Here is a 20,339-nt window from a genome sequence, read left to right as displayed (position 1 = left end):
AACCAAACACATATATGAAACGATTATTGATCACTTTAGCTTTATCGGCTATGCTGTTGAATGCCTCCGCTCAGGAACGTATTGCTCCATCATATCCGTTAATTACTCACGACCCTTATTTTAGCATCTGGTCTGCCACAGATCAGGTTAATACAGCTGTCACCAGGCACTGGACAGGTGCAGAACAATCATTAACAGGTGTCATTAAGGTTGATGGAATCCCCTATAGTTTTTTAGGGGCAAGCTCAAAGCCTTACACCAATGTGCTTCCGACATCCGATGATGAGGATTATCAGTTCAGCTATACAGAGTCCGCCCCGGCAGCAAACTGGAACAGTATCGACTTTAAAGAATCCGGCTGGAAATCTGGTAGTGCTCCATTCGGTGATGTGGTCAATGGTGCAGGTACAGCCTGGACCTCAAAAGAACTTTGGGTTAGAAGAACTTTTGAACTGGGCAACCCTGCACTAAAAGACCTTACGCTAAAACTGAACCATGACGATAATATTGAGGTCTTCCTGAATGGCGATCTGGTATATAGTTTTATTGGCTGGACCAGTAACCGGTTTTCTTATATCCCATTAAAGGACGCGGTATTAAAAAACCTTAAAAAAGGTAAAAACGTACTCGCCGTTCACATCAAAAATACCGTTGGTGGTGCATGGCTTGATGCCGGACTAATTTCCAGCGCTGTACCTGTAAAACAGCTTGCCGGAGCACAACAGAAAAGAGTTAACATTACGGCCACTCAAACCAGTTATGAGTTCAAAGCGGGAGGGGTAGATCTCCTGGTGACCTTCAGTTCTCCCTTATTGATGGACGATCTGAACCTGATATCCAGGCCGGTCTCTTATATCACTTATCGTGTACATTCTAATGATAAAAAACAACATCAGGTAGAGGTACTTTTTAATGCTTCCACGAATATTGCGGTGAATACCACCGGGCAGCGGGTACAGGTGTCGAAAGCAAATGCAAATGGTTTAAGCGTATTGAAAGCCGGAACTGCCGACCAGAAAGTGCTGAAAAAATCCGGTGATGACCTTCGGATAGATTGGGGTTATCTGTATGTGGCAGCTCCATCCGCCGCGTCAACCAGCCAGTATGTTGTTCCGCTAAAAAATGCGGTAAGCAGTTTTGTTAAGCCTGATAAAATGGCTCTGCAGACTTCTGCTACCGGCACCAAATTGTCCTTAAGTACCGTATTGTCTTTCGAACAGGTAGGAAGTACCGCAAAACAACAATACCTGATGCTTGGCTATGACGACCTGGAATCGGTTCAGTATTTCGGGAAAAACCTTAAGGCATACTGGAATACCAATGGAGATAAATCTTTCGAAAACGAGTTGGTCAGTGCTGCGGAAAGCTATAAAGAGATCATCAAAAGATGCGATGATTTTGATGTTGCGATGTATAAAAAAGCACTGGAAGCCGGAGGCGATAAATATGCAGCACTTTGTGTCCTTGCTTATAGACAAGCCATTTCTGCACATAAGCTGGTGAAAAGCCCGGAGGGCGATCTGCTTTTCCTGTCAAAAGAGAACTTTAGTAACGGCTCTATCAATACGGTAGATGTGACCTATCCCTCCGCACCTTTGTTTCTTGCCTATAATCCTGATCTGCTGAAAGGCATGCTAAATGGAATCTTCTATTATAGCGAAAGTGGGCGATGGAAAAAACCATTTGCAGCACATGATCTGGGTACTTATCCTTTGGCAAACGGGCAAACCTATGGTGAGGATATGCCAGTTGAAGAATCTGGAAACATGATCATCTTAACTGCAGCAATCGCCAAAGTTGAAGGAAATGCAGAGTACGCTAAAAAACATTGGGAAACATTAAGCATCTGGGCAGATTATCTGAGCAAAGAGGGATTTGATCCTGCCAACCAATTGTGTACCGATGATTTTGCCGGTCACCTGGCCCGTAATACCAATTTATCTGTTAAAGCAATCGTTGCCCTGGGTAGCTATGGCATGCTTGCGGAAAAATTAGGTAAAACTGAAGTGGCAGAAAAATATAAAAATATGGCAAAGGAAATGGCTCAAAAGTGGATTCAGATGGCTGATGCCGGAGATCATTTTGCACTAACTTTTGATCACAAAGATTCCTGGAGCCAAAAATACAATCTGGTATGGGATAAGGTGTTGAACCTGGATATTTTTCCAAAAGAGGTATACCAGAAAGAAATCAAATTTTACCTGAATAAACAAAATGCATTCGGCCTGCCGCTGGACAGTCGCCGTACTTATACCAAATCAGACTGGATCATCTGGACTGCGACGCTTACTGATAACCGCGCTGATTTCGATAAACTGGTAAACCCGGTTTATAAGTTTGCCATGGAAACTGAGGATAGAGTTCCAATGAGTGACTGGCATGAGACCACCAATGGAAAGCAGGTAGGTTTCCAGGCGCGTAGTGTAGTGGGGGGATATGCTATAAAATTATTGGATTACATGCTGAATAAAAGGTAATGAACCTTTAAAAACAATAGACTGATGAAAACTTATTTAAGAAAAACGATGACACCTTTAGTTACAGGGACCTTGCTTTTAGCGGCTGCCTGTAATTCTTCTACGCAAAAATCTGCGCAGGATCAGGGTGTTTCGGATACCAGTAACATTTCCGCTAAAGCCTTTGAGAAGCTGATAGACGATAAACCCGTTCACCTGTACAGCCTTAAAAACAAGTCCGGTTCAAAAGCACTGATCACTAACTTTGGTGGCCGGCTGGTTGGACTGTTGGTCCCGGATAAAGAAGGTAAGCTGGTGGATGTAGTTGCAGGATTTGACCGCATTGATGGATACCAGAAATCTACTGAGCCTTATTTTGGCGCAACGATTGGTCGTTATGGCAACCGGATTGCAAAAGGACGCTTTACTTTAGATGGCAAAGCCTATAAAATCTTCACCAATAATGGCAGTAATACTTTACATGGTGGAAAAAAGGGGTATCAGGATGTGGTCTGGGATGCCAGTTTGCTGGATTCACAGACCTTAGAACTGCGGTATTTATCAAAAGATATGGAAGAAGGTTTCCCTGGAAACCTGAATGTTACGGTAACCTATACCTTAACCGATGACAATGCCCTTAAGATCAGTTATAAGGCTAGTACCGATAAAAATACGGTTGTAAACTTAACCAATCATGCCTTTTTTAACCTCAATGGATCTCAAAGTGGAAGTATATTAAATCACTTGCTTAAAATCAATGCAGACAAATATACCCCTGTTGATTCTACTTTAATTCCATCCGGTAAAATAGAAGATCTGAAAGGCGGTCCATTTGATTTTACCCATGCTAAAACAATAGGCCGGGATATTGAAGCCAAAGATACTCAACTTCAGAACGGCAAGGGGTACGATCATAATTTCGTATTAAATCCACACCAGGTTAATGATGCCATTGCGATTGTTACCGGTGATAAAACCGGAATTGTGATGAGCGTATATACCGATCAGCCGGGATTGCAGTTTTACAGTGGAAATTTTATGCAAAGCAAAAACACGATGAAAGGAAATCATAAAGATGATTTCAGAACCGCCTTTGCTTTAGAAACGCAGCATTTTCCTGACAGCCCGAATCAGCCATCCTTTCCAAGTACGGTATTGAAACCAGGCGAATCTTACCAAAGCCAGTCCATTTATAAATTTTCTGTATCCAAATAACCATTGAAAAGATTCCCTATACCTATGATCCGTCGAATTTTAATCGTTATTAGTTTCGGACTGACTTCAGTTGTCGCTTATGCACAGCAAAGTAAAGCGCCATCCTATCCCTTAATTACTCATGACCCATATTTCAGTATATGGTCAAATACAGATCAGCTGAACGAGTCGGTAAGCACCCATTGGACAGGTGCTGAACAGGCGCTGAGCGGATTAATTCAGGTAGACGGTAAGACTTATAATTTCCTGGGACCTGCTGAAAAGGTTTATAAAACCATATTGCCCGCTGCAGATGAAAAAGTTTACCCTTTGAGCTTTACAGAGATTGCACCAAAAAATGACTGGAATGAACTTGATTTCGATGCTTCGGCATGGAAATCAGGTCTGGCACCTTTTGGAAATCCCTCCGATCAGGCAGGAACAAAATGGAAAAGCAACGAGCTTTGGGCGCTTAGAAATTTTCAACTCAATGAGCGCATGCCAAAGGTATTGTATCTTAAAATCAGCCATGATGATCAGGTCGAAGTGTATTTAAATGGGGTAGAGGTTCTCCGTAAAAAAGGGTTCACAGCACCACATAAATATGAATATGTCCCTATAAAAGAAGAAGCCTTAAAAAGCCTGAAAAAAGGAAATAATGTTTTAGCGGTTCATATCGCAAATACTGCCGGCGGACAATGGCTGGATATCGGGCTGGTTACTGATGATCCGGCAAATAATCCTAAAACTATTCCGGCCGAACAGGGCAGCAGGATAATAAAAGCAACCCAGACTGCCTATACATTTAAATGCGGTGGTATTGATTTGGCGCTTACTTTTACCTCTCCTTTATTGATGAACGATCTGGAGCTGATTTCCAGACCTGTTTCTTACCTTACTTACGAGCTGAAGTCTAACGATAAAAAGAAACATCAGGTTAAAGTTCTGTTTAGCGCATCCTCTGATATTGCGGTACATTCTCCTGCTCAGGAAATTGTTGCAGAATCAGTTAGCCTTCCTGGATTGTCGGTTTTAAGAGCCGGTACAACGGCGCAGCCAGTCCTGCAAAAAAGTGGGGATAATGTACGCATAGACTGGGGTTATGTATATGTGGCAGTACCAGAGTCACAGAAAAGCACGCAATTTATTGCCCCCGCTGCTGCAAGTCCCGCCTTATTCCAGTCGGGAGGAATACCTGTAAACGCGGGTCAGGTTAAAGGCACAAAGTATGCGCTGAATACGGTATTGGATTTTGGTCTGGTAGATCATCGTGCAAAACGGCAGTTTGTGATGCTGGCCTATGAAGACCTGGAGTCTGTACAGTATTTTGGTAAAAACCTAAAAGCCTGGTGGAACAATGATGGCAGCAGGACCTTCGGTTCCCTGCTTCAAAAATCCGCTGCTGAATATACTCCGATCATCAAAAAGTGCAATGAATTCGACGCCGAAATGTATGCTGATGCCTTAGCATCCGGAGGAGCAAAGTATGCCGGGTTATGTGTGATTGCTTACAGACAGGCGATTTCAGCCCATAAATTAGTAAAGAGCCCAAAGGGAGAGTTATTGTTTATGTCAAAAGAGAACTATAGCAATGGTTCCATCTATACCGTCGATATTACGTACCCATCTGCTCCTTTATTTCTGGCTTATAACCCTGAACTGGTTAAAGGTTTACTGAATGGAATGTTTGAGTATAGTGAAAGCGGGCGGTGGAAAAAGCCCTATCCGGCACATGATCTGGGATCCTATCCTCTGGCAAATGGCCAGACTTATGGCGAAGATATGCCGGTAGAGGAATCGGGTAATATGATCATCATTACTGCTGCGGCAGTAAAAGCAGAGGGTAATCCGGCCTATGCTAAAAAGCACTGGAGTTCCCTGAGCACCTGGGCAAAATACCTGAGTAAAGAAGGGTTTGACCCTGGCAATCAGTTGTGTACAGATGATTTTGCCGGGCACCTGAACAGAAATGCCAATTTATCCATCAAAGCAATTGTCGCGCTCGGTGCCTATGGCTGGATGGCTCAGGAACTTGGTGATACCGAAACTTCGGTAAAGTATACCCATATGGCCAGAGAAATGGCTAAGAAATGGATGGAGCTGGCAGATGATGGAGATCATTATAGCCTGGCTTTTGGTCAGAAAGGAACCTGGAGCCAAAAGTATAATTTGGTATGGGACAAGTTGTTAAATCTTGGGCTGTTTACTAAAACGGTTTATGATACGGAAGTGAAGTATTACCTGAGCAAGCAGAATAAGTATGGTTTACCCCTTGATAGCCGTAAATCTTATACGAAATCGGATTGGGTACTCTGGACCTCGGTATTGGCCGGCAACCGCCCGGATTTCGAAGCTTTAATAGATCCGATTTATTTATATGCGATAGAAACCCCTTCCCGCTCTCCAATCAGCGACTGGCATGAAACCAAAGATGCCGTTCGTCAGAATTTCACGGCAAGGAGTGTAGTGGGCGGATATTTTATAAAACTACTGGAACGTAAATGGAATAAAGATCCTAAAGAAGGAAATAGTAATACAAAGAAGTAGCCCTGCAAGGCTACATAAAATCATATTGTTTAGATGAAGTTGCGAGTGACAAAATTAAGTTGAATTCAAAAGAATAACCAGATATTTTAAACCAAACCAAACCATGAACAGCAACGCTTATTTCGGTAACTCAACTTAGCAGGTTAACCATCGTTAACCCGCACAAAACAACTTCTGTCGGGTTTATTAAAATTTAGTCGATGATCTCTTTTCAGGTTGTCAGGACTTGTATTGCGCAAGTTCCGGACGACAGGGACTTCATTAACGAGCCAGATTATAAACCAAATAAACAAATATGAACAAAGATTTTACGCTATTAAAAGTGCATATCAGGATATGCCTTTTTTTTCTTACCCTCCTCTTTTTCCTTTGGGGGTGTAAGAAAGAAACTGAACAGGTTAAGCAGGTCTACGATCCTAATAAGCCCGTTGAACTGCTGCGTTTTCTTCCGGATAGTGGAGGAGTCGGCACACAAATGGTAATCGAAGGGAATAATTTCGGAACGGATACCTCGGTGATTAAAGTATTCATCAATGATAAGCCTGCACCGCTTGTTGGTGCCAGTGGTTCAGCGTTATATGTATTGGTGCCTTCCCGCGCCGCTAACGGCCTCATCAAAGTACAGGTTGGTAAAGGCGATAAGGTTCAGGAAATTATCTCTAAGAACGAATTTAGATACCTTTTCAGACCCGCGGTAAGCACCCTGGTGGGCTTTACGGATAAAGATGGAAAGACGGCAATTGTAGACGGACCCTTTGATAAGGCACAGTTTGAAGAACCCTACTGGATGATCTTTGATCAACATAAAAATATCTATTTACTGGAGCAAAGGAGAGGATTACGTTTTATCAATATGGCTAAGAAAGAGGTTAAAACCTTGTTCAGAACCGGAAAAGGTTTGGACAGACCCAGAACGCTTTCTTTTAGCCCAAGCTGGGAGACTTTATATGTTACGAATGATCAGTGGGATGAACGGGGTTTGAGCACCGCTGCTTTGACACCTGCTTCAGGTTTTACGGAATGGAACTCCCTTATTTATAACAGAACCACCAATGGAGGGGCTGCACATCCTCAGACAGGAGATTTTTTTTACAATAGTTATGTAAAAGGAGAGGTCTTTAAATGGAACAAAGAAACCAATTCCTCAGAATTATTATTCCGGGTCGACGATAATAACTGGGAATTTAACATTCAGTTTGCGCCAAGTGGTGATTTTGCCTACATCGTTGTAGTTAACCAACATTACATTCTGAAATCAAGGTATAACCGGCAAACCAGAAAGCTGGAAGCCCCTGTACATTTTGTTGGGGGACGAGGACGCGCAGGGCATAATGACGGCGTTGGGGTAGATGCCAGATTTGACCAGCCCCATCAGGGTGCATTCGATGAAAATGATAATTTTTATGTAGCAGATATATTTAATCATTGTATCCGCAAGATCACTCCCGAGGGTGTGGTGAGCACTTTTGCCGGCAGACCCCGCAGCGCAGGTTATGCAGATGGAGCACTTAGAGATGCGCAGTTCGATCAACCGTATGGAATCATATACGACTCTGCAACAGGAACCTTCTATGTTGCGGATCTGATTAACCGTCGCATACGCGCAATTTCTATCGAATAACCTAAAACGCCTTAAAATGAAACTATATTATATCACATTACTTCTGCTCTTCTGCACCATAAGTATATATGCGCAGGGAGATATAGAGGTCACAGGAACTGTAAAAGATATCCACAATAAACCTATCCCGGGAGTAACTGTAGTCGTAAAAGACCGTCCCGGACTGGGAACAATGACCACCGAAACCGGACATTATAAAATCAAAACCGGAATGTATAGTACCCTGATTTTTTCTTTTCTGGGTTTCGAAAAGCAGGAAATCCAGATAGCCGGCAAAACTGTTATTTCGATCCTGTTAAAGGAAAGTGAGGCAAATGTGCTCACTGATGTGGTGGTAACCGGTACCGGGCTTCAAAAAAAGGTGACCGTAACAGGAGCCATTACCACGGTTAACGTGAAAGACCTGCGTACGCCAACCGGAAACATCACCAATGCCCTGGCAGGAAATGTTGCGGGGGTAATTGCCATGCAAGGTTCCGGAGAACCGGGAAACAACCGTTCTGAATTCTGGATTCGCGGAATTTCAACTTTCGGAGCCAATACTGCTGCCCTGGTGCTGGTAGATGGATTCGAACGTGCATTTAACGAGATTAATGTTGAGGATATCGAGTCTTTCTCCATCCTGAAGGATGCTTCAGCTACGGCAATCTATGGCTCAAAGGGGGCAAATGGGGTGGTGCTCATCACCACCAAAAAAGGACATGCAGGTAAAATAAACATCAACGGGAAGACGGAATACGGTTACCTTACCCGTACCCGTACACCGGAATTTGTGGATGGGCCAACTTATGCAGGCCTGGTGAATGAAGCAAAGACGACACGTAATCAGGAACCGTTATATACCGACATCGAATTGATGCTGTTTAAAAATGGTCTTGATCCTGATTTATATCCAAATGTGAATTGGCAGGATGTGATGTTGCGCGATGGTGCCAATACTTACAGGGCATCCCTTAACCTGGACGGTGGGGGATCAACAGTTCGGTATTACGTATCCGGAAGTTTCATCGAAGAAGAAGGAATGTATAAATCAGATAAATCGCTTAAAGACTACAATACCAATGCGAATATGTCCAGGTCTAATTACCGGGCGAATGTGGATATGGACATTACCAAAACCACTTTGCTGAAGCTGGGCGTCTCCGGATTCCTTGAAAAGCAGAATTTTCCGGGCCTGACTTCAGGAATCTGGAATTCACTGGTCGGACAATCTCCGGTCTCTACACCTGTAATGTACTCCAATGGCCTGGTTCCTTCATTTGGAACCGGTGACCGGACTAATCCATGGGTTTTGGCTACTCAAACTGGATACCGGGAGTTTTGGAAAAATAAAAACGAGATCAACGTCACGCTTGAACAAAAGCTGGATTTCCTGACCAAAGGCCTGCAAACTATTGTCCGTTTTGCTTACGATACCAATAACGACAACAACATCAACCGGATGAAATGGCCGGAACAATATAATGTAGAACGCAGACGGGACAGAGATGGTAACTTAATCATGAAACGGGTGTCGCCGGAAAGGCTGATGTATCAGGAGTCGAATGCCTGGGGAGAACGGATCAATGTATTGGAAACGGACCTGATCTACAATACGGTTATCAACGAAAGACACAATATCGGGGCTCTGATCAAGTACAACCAACGCGAACAGCGGGAAACTTCAAATGTTGGCGGAGACATTATCAAAGGCATTGCCAGGCGTAATATGGGCGTTTCAGGACGTTTGATGTACGGCTATAGAGACCGTTATCTGGCAGAGTTCAACTTCGGTTATACCGGTTCAGAGAATTTTAAGATAGGTCATCAGTTCGGATTTTTTCCGGCAGTATCTGTAGGCTGGAACATATCTGAAGAGTCCTTTTTGAAGAAAAAAACGAAATGGCTGGACCTTTTTAAGGTTCGTTATTCTTATGGTGAAGTAGGTAATGATAATTTCGGTGCCAATCGTTTTCCTTACCTGAGCGAGATCAAAGAAAGAGCAGGATACAATTTTGGCGAGAGCATCAGTCCGAATATTTATACCGGATTATATTTCTCACAGGTTGCATCTGATCAGTTGACCTGGGAGGTAGCAAAGAAGCATAATTTAGGTTTTGATGTGAATGTGTTGGGGAATTTATTCTCTTTCAGACTGGATGCCTTCAAAGACACCCGGGAAAAGATATTTAAAAGAAGGGACCATCTGCCTGCCATGGTTGGCGTACCAAGTAAGCCATGGGCAAACGTGGGCAAGATGGAGTCCAGAGGTTTTGACGGACAGCTTAATTTTAACAAACGCTTTAATGAGGTAGAATTTACTTTGCGTGGAAATGTCACCTATGCTAAAAATAAAGTGCTGGAGTTTGACGAAGAAGCGAACAACTTACCTTATCGGATGACACAGGGTTATCGCTTCGGACAGGCGAGGGGACTGATCGATTTGGGTTTGTTTCAATCTTATGAAGAAATCAGAAACAGCCCTAAACAAACCTTCGGGGAATATATGCCGGGGGATGTCAAATACAAAGATGTGAATGGAGACGGTATCATCAACAATGATGATGTGGTACCGATTGGTGCGTCACGTGTTCCGAGTTTAATCTATGGCTTTGGCTTTTCTGTGCTGTGGAAAGGGTTCGACATCAATATTCATTTACAGGGTGCCGGTAGTTCTTCTTATTTTATCAACGGAGCAAGTGTGTATCCCTTTGTGGATAGTGGCTGGGGGAATGTGTTAACAGAGGTAGGCGATCCTAAAAACCGCTGGATCTCCAAAGAAATTTCAGGAAACCCGGCCACTGAGAATCCCAATGCCAAATACCCGCGTCTGAGTTATGGGGGAAATGCAAACAACTATAGAGAATCTACCTATTGGCTACGGGACGGTGCTTACCTGCGGCTGAAAAATGTAGAGCTGGGCTATACTTTACCCTCCCGCCTGATGTCGTCCATTCATGTCAACAAGGCCAGGGTTTATGTGATGGGGTATAATCTTGCGGTATGGGATAGCTTGAAAATCTGGGATCCGGAATTGGGTAGCGGCAATGGCATGAACTATCCGATCTCTAAAACCATCACCCTCGGACTGACCGTCAATTTTTAGAGATAGAGGTAATCAATTATGAACCACAAACAAAATAGACTGATGAAAAAATATATTTATATAGTGATGCTATCCGGTGTACTGCTTTCATTGGGGGCATGTAAAAAATACCTGAACACAGAGCATTATTTTAAAGAAGACCGTCTGAGTCTGGATAAAGTCTTCTCAAATAAAAATTATTCCCATCAATGGCTTGCAGATGTATACACGCATCTTCGGGGAGCCAACGCAGAAGTTGCGAGTAAGGGACTCACACCTTTTAATTTCATATCTGATGATATGTTTTATGGCGACCGCAGTAATACTTATAAAACCTTCAAAAATGGCGAATACAATGAGGAAGCCGAACAAGGCACCTGGGGGGCTTGCTATGAAGGCATACGCGATGCGTCAATTTTTATTCATAACATCGATCGCAATCAGGAAATGAGTAAAAGTGAAGTGGCCGATACGAAGGCTCAGGCGAGGTTTCTCCGGGCCTATTATTACTGGTTACTGCTGAGGAAATACGGACCAATTCCGCTATTGCCTGATGAAGGGGAAGATTATACCAAGGAGTATAAAGAGATTGCAAGGCCGAGAAGTTCTTACGACGAATGTGTAGAATTCATCACTGCGGAGTTTGCACTGGCGGCAAAAGATCTGCCTGTTTCCAATAGCAACCGGGATAAAGGACGGGCCTCCAGAGGTGCTGCCCTGGCTGCAAGGGCAAAAGTTTATCTTTTTGCAGCAAGCCCTTTATTCAACGGCAATACGGCATTTGCAGGCCTGGTGGATAATGAAGGCAATAAACTGATCCCTCAGGAATATAAGAACGAAAAATGGGCGAAAGCAGCAGCGGCAGCCCGGGATGTCATCAACATGAATGTATACCGGTTATTCACCGCTCCCTTTAAAGCGGCTGATCAGGGGCCCGGTCAACCTAAAACCATAGTGCCTCCTCATCACCCAAAATATTCAAATGAGAACTTCCCTCAGGGGTGGAAAAATATTGATCCTTTTGAATCTTACCGGCAATTGTTTAATGGTGCCATTTCTTATTCAGATAATCCTGAGCTGATCTTTTCAAGGGTTACAGAGCAAAGTACAGAAGGAATAGACCAGATGGTGCTGCATCAGATGCCATTTTCTATGAAAGGGTGGAATACCCATGGAATTACGCAGAAACAAGCTGATGCTTATTATATGAATGACGGAAGTAATATTTCCACTTTTCCCCGCCGACAAGGATACACGACTGATGCGACATCACATTTACCACTGCCTGCAAATGTATCTTTGCAGTATGCAGAAAGAGAGCCGCGTTTCTATGCCTCTGTTGCCTATAATGGAAGCATATGGGAAAATACCAGTGCCTTAAGGCCAGACGACCGGCACATACAGATCTTTTATTATAGGGATCATCCCAATGGAAAACAGGCTTCATCTCCCGATTTTTACATCAGGACAGGTCTGGGTATCAAGAAATATTATAACCCAATTGATTCTTATATGGAAGGCGGTTTCATTGTGCCGAAAGTCGAGCCAGCGATGAGATATGCTGATATTTTACTGATTTATGCCGAGGCGATGAACGAGCTCAACGGAACCTATATGGTTGCGAGCTACACCGGTGAACCCATATCTGTGGGCAGAGATATCGCAGAAATGAGCAAATATTTAAGCGAGGTACGTGTCAGAGCCGGGCTTCCGGATTTTGGAAACGAAGTTTATGGAAACCAGGAGCTGCTAAGAAAAGCAATAAAAAGAGAGCGACAGGTAGAATTGTTTGCAGAAGGCCAGCGGTATTTTGACCTCAGACGCTGGAAGGATGCTCCTGTTGAAGAAGCAAGCCCCGTGTTAGGCTGTAATATGAATATGACGGAAAGTCAGCGGGACTTATTTAATACCCCGGTACCAATTCCTTCTATGCCTACCATTTTCGTTGACAAAATGTATCTGTGGCCTATTTCGCATGGTGAATTGAGAAAAAACAGAAAATTGACCCAAAATCCAGGTTGGACTACTTTTAACTAAAATTTTATGAAAAGAGGATATATATTGGCTTTAATCGGCTGCATGCTCATCAGTGCCTGTAATAAGGAGTGGAAGGATGAGTTATTCCGGAAATCGGTTTCATTTGTTAACAACGGCGTGGTGGAAGTCCATGTTAAATATAGCGCGGCGGGTGGCTCCATCCCGGTTAAAGTTCCTGTTATCGTAAGCGGATCGACAGAGAACAGCGGGAATGTTAGTGTGACGATAAATACGGATAGAGACACCCTTCAAAATCTTAATTTCGAGCGGTTCAGGCTGAGGAGTGATTTGTACTTCAATGAACTTCCTCAGGAGTATTATGAATTTGGGTCGATGAGCACCACCATCCCATCGGGTAGTAATGTAGGTTCATTCGACCTGAACCTGAAGCTGGCCGGACTGGATTTTAGTAATAAATACATTTTACCTGTGCAGATCGTCTCCACTTCCTCATTGGCTATTGCTACCGGCAGGGGATATAAAAAATCCCTGATGCGGATTGTACCATTTAATGACTATTCCGGGAAATACTCTATTGCCGGTGAGGTTTGGGATCGAAGTCGCCCTCAGAATGAGCAAAAGCCATTAACCGTACCTTATAGAAATGCCTATGTTGTAGATGAAAAGACGGTCTTCTTCTTCGCCGGTGTGACGGAAGAAGAAGCACTTGATCGTCGCGAATATAAAATAAAGGCATCCTTTAATGCAGCTGATAAGACCGTAACACTGAGCGCTGAGAATCCCGCAATCCGGTTTTCGCAGCAACGCGGCACCTATACGGTGAAGAAAGAAAAAGATGGTGTTCTTCCGTATCTGGAGAGAACCTATACTACCGTCTATCTGGAATATGAGTATAGTGACATTTCGAATCCGGCATTCCCAATTGACTACCGGTTTGTTGGGTCGATGGTACTGGAAAGAAAGAGAAATACCTTAATTCCTGATGAAGACCAACAGGGAACGATCATTATACCCTAAATTTTATCACGCAGTATGAAACTCAAATTTATCGTCTATTTTATTTGTCTGCAGACCTGGATAAAGGTTTCCGCACAGCAGACAGACCTTGTAAAATATGTAAATACCCTGCAGGGAACCAATTCAAAACATGAACTCACCAGGGGAAATACCTATCCTACCACGGCCCTGCCTTTTGCCATGCATACCTGGACACCTCAGACGGGAAGAAATGGAGATGGTTGGAAGTACCAATATTTTAAAGATAAAATAAGGGGGTTTCAACAGGCACATCAATGCAGTTCCTGGTCCAGGGATTATGCTGTGTTTTCTTTAATGCCAATGACAGACCGCCTGGTAGTTAATGAAAATGACCGGGAAGCGAAGTTCAGTCACAACGACGAAATTGCTAAGCCCAATTACTACAAAGTCCGGTTTGAAAATCAGATCAGTACCGAAATCTCCCCTGTTGAACGGGGCGCTCATTTGAGGTTTAGCTATCCGGCGGGTAAGAAAAGCTTTTTAGTTTTGGATGGCTATACCGGTATCAGTGGGGTTAAAATTTATCCAAAGGAAAACAAGATTACGGGTTTTGTAAACAATGGAGAGGGCTTCAAAGAAGGTTTCAGGAGTTTCTTTGTGATCCGCTTTGATCAGCCATTTAAAGCTTATGGAACATGGGAAAACAGGAAAAACATCATTAATGCAGAGGAGACAGCAGCAGAAGGGCCGGGCATAGGTGCTTATCTTCAGTTTAAGGATGGCGTAAAGGTGCAGGTTAAAACGGCCTCTTCTTATATCAGCATGGAACAGGCCGAATTGAACCTGAGCAGAGAGCTGGGCGCCGATAAAACGCTGGAAGTTACCCAGGCTAAAGCTGCTGAGGTATGGAATAAGTCATTATCGAAAGTTATTGTTGAAGGCGGAACTGAGGCTGATAAAGCAACCTTCTATTCCTGTTTCTTTAGGGCCAGTATTTTTTCAAGGAAGTTTTACGAACTGGATGGGAAGGGACAGCCTTATTATTTTAGTCCCTATGATGGAAAAGTGCATCAGGGCTATATGTTTACAGATACTGGTTTCTGGGATACTTTTCGTGCTCAGTTTCCGCTAAATACCCTCATGCATCCGGAGATGCATGGGCGCTATATGCAGGCATTAATCGATGCTTATAAACAATGTGGCTGGCTGCCTTCCTGGTCCTTTCCAAGTGAAGCGGGCAGTATGATTGGTAACCATGCGATCTCTTTGCTTGCCGATGCCTGGGCAAAAGGAATCAGGACATTTGATCCTGAAGAAGCTTTGGCTGCTTATTTACATGAAGCCAGCAACAAGGGACCCTGGGGGCCTGCAAATGGTAGAGATGGCTGGAAGGAATATTTTGAGCTGGGCTACGTACCCTATCCTAAATACAGAGAGGCCACGGCAAAGACGTTGGAATATGCTTACGATGATTATTGTGCCTGGGCCCTGGCTAAAATGACCGGAAACGATTTTTATGCCCGTATTTTCGAAAGGCAGATGTACAACTATAAAAATGTATATGATCCCTCCACAAAATTTATGAGAGGCAAGAATGCGGAAGGACAATGGACACCAAAATTTGATCCTTTTGAATGGGGAGGGCCTTATACGGAAGGAAATGCCTGGCACTACCACTGGTCGGTATTTCAGGACATCAAAGGCCTGGTCAATTTAATGGAAGGCCCGCAAAATTTCACCGCCAAACTGGATTCTGTATTCAGCCAGCCTAATACCGTAAATGTGGGTACCTATGGCGGAATGATTCACGAGATGACAGAAATGGTGATGGCAGACATGGGGCAATATGCGCATGGGAACCAACCCATTCAGCATATGGTTTATCTCTATAATTATGCCGGTCAACCCTGGAAATCTCAATTTCATGCGAGGAAGGTCATGAGCAGGCTTTACGACGCTACAGAAAATGGTTATCCCGGAGATGAGGATCAGGGCCAAACTTCTTCCTGGTATGTACTGAGTGCGCTGGGGTTTTACAGTGTAACACCTGGTACTGATCAATATGTGATCGGCAGTCCGATGTTTAAGAAAACCACCATCAATCTTGAGAATGGAAAGCAATTTATTATAGAGGCTCCGGCAAACAGTCCGAAAAATGTATATATAAAATCTGCGACTTTAAATGGAAAGAGCTATACCGCTAATTTTATTCGCCACGGCGATATTCTAAAAGGAGGGGTATTGAAACTGGAAATGTCAGACCAGCCGGAACTGACACGAGGAATTGCCGAAGCAGACCAGCCATTTTCTTTAAGCAGTAAGGATATCGGAAAATAAAGAAAATGCTATGATTTGTGATTGGCATATTCCGTAGGAGACATTCCGAATTGTTTGGAGAAGACTCTTCCAAAATGAGTTTGAGAGCTATATCCAATCAGATCGGAAATCTCATAGATTTTTAAAGCACCTTGCTGCAAGAGTTCTGCACCTCTTTTTAAACGGGAAATATTGATCAGCTCATTGGGGCTTAGATTTGAAATGGATTTGATCTTTCTGTATAGGGTAGGTCTGCTCATGTTCATGTGACTGGCCAGATGATCTACATCCAGATTGGGGTTGCTGATGTCTTTATCAATGATGCATTGTATTTTCTCCAGGAATTGCTCATCTGCTTTAGAATGGGCAATTCCTTTCAGGTGCAGTAGCGGCGAACTGGAAAAATAGGCCTTAATCTTATTTCTGTTCGCAATCAGGCTACTAATTTGTACCTGCAGGAACTCCGGTGAAAATGGTTTTTCTACATATACATCTGCTCCCAGTTCCAGACCCTGTATTTTAGAGTCCAGGGTGTCCTTGGCTGTCAGAAGAATTAAGGGAATATGACTGAATTCAATGCTCGACTTCACTTTCATACAAAATTCAAAACCATCCATTTCAGGCATCATCACATCACTGATGATTAAATGGACCATTTCGTTCTCCAAAATTGAAAGCGCCTCCAGGCCATTCGTTGCCGTCAGGATCTGAAATTTTTCACTCAGGTCATCTGCGATAAATTCTAAAATTTCTTCGTTGTCGTCTACGAGCAGAATCGTTATCTCTTTTTCCATTTTCCGTCTAAGTTAAATTCCATTGCCTGGTGAATCGGGAACACCGCCACAAATACATTATAGTCCGGACCGCTTTCTTCGAGATATAAACGACCCTGATGCAGTTCTGCCAGTGATCTTGATATGGATAATCCAATACCGGTACCCCGTTGCATTTCGGTTTCTCTGGATCTGAAGAAAGGTTCAAAAATTTTGTTTTTTATTTCCGGTGCAATCTTAAGTCCATCATTTATGGTCTGTATGCTAAACTTATCTTCTTCCAGATTTAAGCTCAATACCACTTTTACTGTTGATTTGCCATACTTAATCGCGTTGTCCACCAAATTACTCATAATCTTATACAATGCCTCGGTGTCTACATAGGCAAAAAACGGAGCTGCAGGAAGCTCGGTTTCAAAACTAAGCTGTTTGCTCTCTGCAGCATCCTGAAATTGTATTCTGACATCCTCAATAAGTTCAGAGATGTTGACTTTGACAAAGTTTAAAGAATACCCCTGAACCTCTGTTTTTCTGAAGTCCAGTAATTGATTGGTGAGGTTCAGCAAGCGATCTGTGTTTCGGTTCATCGTTTTCAGATTCTTCTCAATAATGGGTACCTCTTTTGAATACTTCATGATCTTTTCCATCGGCCCTTTGATCAGGGTGAGCGGCGTGCGAATCTCATGTGCTACATTGGTAAAAAACTCAATCTTGGCCTGATAGATCTCTTTCTCTTTTTGATGCTGAAAGAGCTTCATCCTTCTCTTATTTTTGAGGTCTGTTTTTTTATGATACTGTAAGATCAGCGCGGTAATCAATCCCAGGAAAAGAATGGAATAAAGCGCATAGGCTAATGAGGTTTTCCAGAAAGGAGGCAGAATGGTGATGCTTAGCCGAATATTATCTGTACTCCAGGCCTTACTTCCGCTAATCATCGCCTTTGCCTGAAAGGTATAAGTTCCGGGTACTAATTTTGTAAAATACACCTTTCTATTGGTCTTTAAATATACCCAGCTGTTGTACAGACCTGTCATCTTATAGGCATATTCTGTTGTCTCGGGCGAAGCGTAACTTATTCCTGCAAAGTCTATACTAAAGGACGACTGGTTGTGTTTCAGGGTAATGCTCTTTGTATAAAGCACCGACTTGTCCAACACTTTCGCTGCTGCAGGATCCGGACTTTCGGCATTGTCGATCTGGAAGCCGGTTAGAAATAGGGGGGCTGTTTTAGTAGTGGTGTTGAGCTGTTCCGGTAAGAAACTAATCATTCCTTTCAGACTGCCGAAGTACATTCTGCCATCGGTATCTTTATAGGAAGAGTTGTAGTTAAACTGATCGGTAAGTAAACCATCAGCTTTGGTATAGGTCTTTACTTCTTTTGTCTCAGGATCAAACCGAATCAGTCCGCGGGTACTGCTGATCCATAATTTATGGTCATGATCTTCCAGAATTCTAAAGAGGAAATTGCTTGGGAATCCATGACTGGTATGGTAAGATCTGAAGCTTAGTTTTTTCTTGTCCAGTAAGGATAAGCCACCATCAGTAACCACCCAGATGTTCTTTTTGCTATCCTCAAAAATCCCGTTGATGGTATTGTTGCTCAGGCTGCTTTTATCTTCCGGTTTATTCATGAAGTTGATGTACCGGTTGTCTCCCAGCCTGAAGCGAAAAAGCCCTTTATCATAGGTTCCAGCCCATATGTTCCCTTCACTATCCTCCATGATATTGTTGAAGAAGTGAAAAGGCATGCCCGGTATGGCATCAAAATCATCTTTTTTGCGGTTATACTTATAGAGGCCTACCGTTGTCGCAAGCAATATTTCTCCGCTTTTGGTTTTGAAGAGACTTAATACGAAACTGGATTTCAGTGAGTTCCCCTTTCCAGGTACATAATGTTTAACCACAAGGCCGGTGTTGATGTCCATCACATCCAATCCATGTTCAAAAGTGCCGATCCATAACCGGTCGCCATCCATTACCAGGCCGTGAATATTGGAATGCGCAATCGTGGTCTTGCTTCCCGTTGGAAAAAAGGAAGTAAAGCGACCGGTTCCGGGATCCAGTTTATTCAGGCCCGCGTCTTCGGTGCCAATCCAGAAGTTACCGTTCTTATCCTTACAAATTTCGCGGACATCACTTCCGCTAATGGAGTTCTTTTGTTGCTCCGGGAAATATTTGGTGAAAATGGAAGAGGGGGCAGCGTAATAGTTGGTCCCGCCAAAATAAGTTCCCATCCACATGCCTCCGTCGCTGTCCCTGCATACCGAATAAATGGCATTGTCGGAAAGTGTGTAGGGATTGCTGTATTGTTTTTGTAAATGAGAAATGCTTCCGGTCTGATGATTATAGATGTATAACCCTGATTCCGTGCCGATCCAGAATTCGTGGTCGTTTCTGGCCTCTATGTCTCTTACAAAAATATGAGTCTGGTCCTTATTCAGGGTGATCACATCTTTTAGCACTTTTGTGTTCAGGTCAAATAGTTTAATCCCCTGGTTATTGGATCCAAGCAGCAGCTGATTGTCTTTCGTTTCTGTGAATACCGAAATCCAGCCAATGCGAACCGAACTATTTTTATTCATTTGATAACGGGTAATAAAAGAGTTGCTCCGGGGCTCATATACAGCAATTTTTCCATCGGAGCTGGTGATTAAAATTTCTCCGTTCGACCGGCAGTAAATTGAACCCACTTCAAATGAGTCCTTCACTGGTATTGTTGAAAATGCTTTGCTTGCTGGATTATAGCGATACACCTTGTTATTGGCAAGGAGCCATAAGTTGCCTTTGTTATCGATATGTATGCTGCGGATGCCAATCTGGAGCGTCTCCTTTACCGGACTAAAGGTTTCCTTTTCCGGGTTGTATTTGTAAAGCCCGAGATCCGTGCCTACCCAAAGGCCTGCAGTCTTATTGCTGAGCAGGGAATAAATCTTATCATTTCCCAGGCTTGTCGGATCTGCAGGATCATGCCGATACGTTTTAAAGGAGTAACCATCAAACCTGTTCAGACCATCTTTTGTTCCAAACCACATGAACCCTTTATCATCCTGAACACTGGAAAATACGCTGTTATGAGACAGCCCGTTTTCTACCTGATAGTGTTTAAAATAGTAGGGTTGTGCATGCAATATTTCTGCGAATAGCAGCAAAAGAATAATAGTGATTATCTTCAATGTTATTTGGCTCGTTATCTCAAATATATTAAAGATATCATTGCTTTTAGTATATAATAGAGATTGATACAAAATGCTGAAATATTGATTCAAATCTGCGGGGTCGGGCTGAATTATTGAATTATTTTCGGCTGATGTCTAATGAAACTGCATACAGGATGGAGCAGGTTGCCAGTTTGGAATCATTGATTTATTTTCGGGCTACTCCCTTAAAAAAAG

At 43.2% G+C, this 20,339-nt stretch carries 10 protein-coding genes; 8 read left to right on the top strand and 2 right to left on the bottom strand.

Annotation, left to right across the window (positions count from 1 at the left end):
• The first annotated feature begins 14 nt into the window (after positions 1-14).
• The 8 genes from BFS30_RS03715 (at position 15) to BFS30_RS03680 (ending at position 16,195) form a co-directional block, all read left to right on the top strand.
• Positions 15-2,477: a glutaminase family protein gene (locus BFS30_RS03715; protein WP_069378035.1), complete on the top strand. Its 2,463-nt coding sequence runs from the start codon at positions 15-17 to the stop codon at positions 2,475-2,477.
• Positions 2,478-2,501: 24 nt separating this feature from the next.
• Entirely contained in the window at positions 2,502-3,671 is a 1,170-nt protein-coding gene (locus BFS30_RS03710; RefSeq protein ID WP_083251945.1) for an aldose epimerase family protein, read from the top strand.
• Positions 3,672-3,695: 24 nt separating this feature from the next.
• Complete coding sequence (locus tag BFS30_RS03705; protein WP_069378034.1) at positions 3,696-6,197, top strand: glutaminase family protein; 2,502 nt, start codon at positions 3,696-3,698, stop codon at positions 6,195-6,197.
• A 295-nt stretch (positions 6,198-6,492) separates the two neighbouring features.
• A complete protein-coding gene (locus BFS30_RS03700; protein WP_069378033.1) occupies positions 6,493-7,818 on the top strand; it encodes an IPT/TIG domain-containing protein in 1,326 nt (441 codons plus the stop codon).
• A gap of 16 nt (positions 7,819-7,834) precedes the next feature.
• Positions 7,835-10,903, top strand: a complete 3,069-nt coding sequence (locus BFS30_RS03695) for a SusC/RagA family TonB-linked outer membrane protein (RefSeq protein ID WP_069378032.1) — start codon at positions 7,835-7,837, stop codon at positions 10,901-10,903.
• Between the two features lie 42 nt (positions 10,904-10,945).
• Entirely contained in the window at positions 10,946-12,919 is a 1,974-nt protein-coding gene (locus BFS30_RS03690) for a RagB/SusD family nutrient uptake outer membrane protein (RefSeq protein ID WP_069382282.1), read from the top strand.
• 6 nt (positions 12,920-12,925) lie between these two features.
• A complete protein-coding gene (locus BFS30_RS03685) occupies positions 12,926-13,897 on the top strand; it encodes a DUF4973 domain-containing protein (RefSeq protein WP_069378031.1) in 972 nt (323 codons plus the stop codon).
• 15 nt (positions 13,898-13,912) lie between these two features.
• The gene (locus BFS30_RS03680) at positions 13,913-16,195 is read left to right on the top strand and encodes a GH92 family glycosyl hydrolase (RefSeq protein WP_069378030.1); all 2,283 of its coding nucleotides are present in this window, start codon (positions 13,913-13,915) and stop codon (positions 16,193-16,195) included.
• An 8-nt stretch (positions 16,196-16,203) separates the two neighbouring features.
• Here the strand turns inward: BFS30_RS03680 and BFS30_RS27350 are convergent, their stop codons facing one another.
• Positions 16,204-16,968 carry a response regulator gene (locus BFS30_RS27350; RefSeq protein ID WP_083251944.1) on the bottom strand — a complete coding sequence of 255 codons (765 nt, stop codon included), beginning with the start codon at positions 16,966-16,968 and terminating at the stop codon, positions 16,204-16,206.
• The gene (locus BFS30_RS03675) at positions 16,953-20,120 is read right to left on the bottom strand and encodes a sensor histidine kinase (protein ID WP_167353123.1); all 3,168 of its coding nucleotides are present in this window, start codon (positions 20,118-20,120) and stop codon (positions 16,953-16,955) included. Before BFS30_RS03675 ends, BFS30_RS27350 begins: the two co-directional genes overlap by 16 nt.
• Positions 20,121-20,339: the final 219 nt, after the last annotated feature.

The sequence above is a fragment of the Pedobacter steynii genome (genome assembly GCF_001721645.1).
Taxonomy (GTDB): Bacteria; Bacteroidota; Bacteroidia; order Sphingobacteriales; family Sphingobacteriaceae; genus Pedobacter; species Pedobacter steynii_A.
Note: the sequence above shows the minus strand (reverse complement) of the source record. Positions and strands in the feature narration are given on the sequence as shown.

Coding starts and splice junctions, on each gene's coding strand:
- BFS30_RS03715 (WP_069378035.1), top strand. CDS start 15: ATGAAACGATTATTGATCACTTTAGCTTTATCGGCTATGCTGTTGAAT.
- BFS30_RS03710 (WP_083251945.1), top strand. CDS start 2,502: ATGAAAACTTATTTAAGAAAAACGATGACACCTTTAGTTACAGGGACC.
- BFS30_RS03705 (WP_069378034.1), top strand. CDS start 3,696: ATGATCCGTCGAATTTTAATCGTTATTAGTTTCGGACTGACTTCAGTT.
- BFS30_RS03700 (WP_069378033.1), top strand. CDS start 6,493: ATGAACAAAGATTTTACGCTATTAAAAGTGCATATCAGGATATGCCTT.
- BFS30_RS03695 (WP_069378032.1), top strand. CDS start 7,835: ATGAAACTATATTATATCACATTACTTCTGCTCTTCTGCACCATAAGT.
- BFS30_RS03690 (WP_069382282.1), top strand. CDS start 10,946: ATGAAAAAATATATTTATATAGTGATGCTATCCGGTGTACTGCTTTCA.
- BFS30_RS03685 (WP_069378031.1), top strand. CDS start 12,926: ATGAAAAGAGGATATATATTGGCTTTAATCGGCTGCATGCTCATCAGT.
- BFS30_RS03680 (WP_069378030.1), top strand. CDS start 13,913: ATGAAACTCAAATTTATCGTCTATTTTATTTGTCTGCAGACCTGGATA.
- BFS30_RS27350 (WP_083251944.1), bottom strand. CDS start 16,968: ATGGAAAAAGAGATAACGATTCTGCTCGTAGACGACAACGAAGAAATT.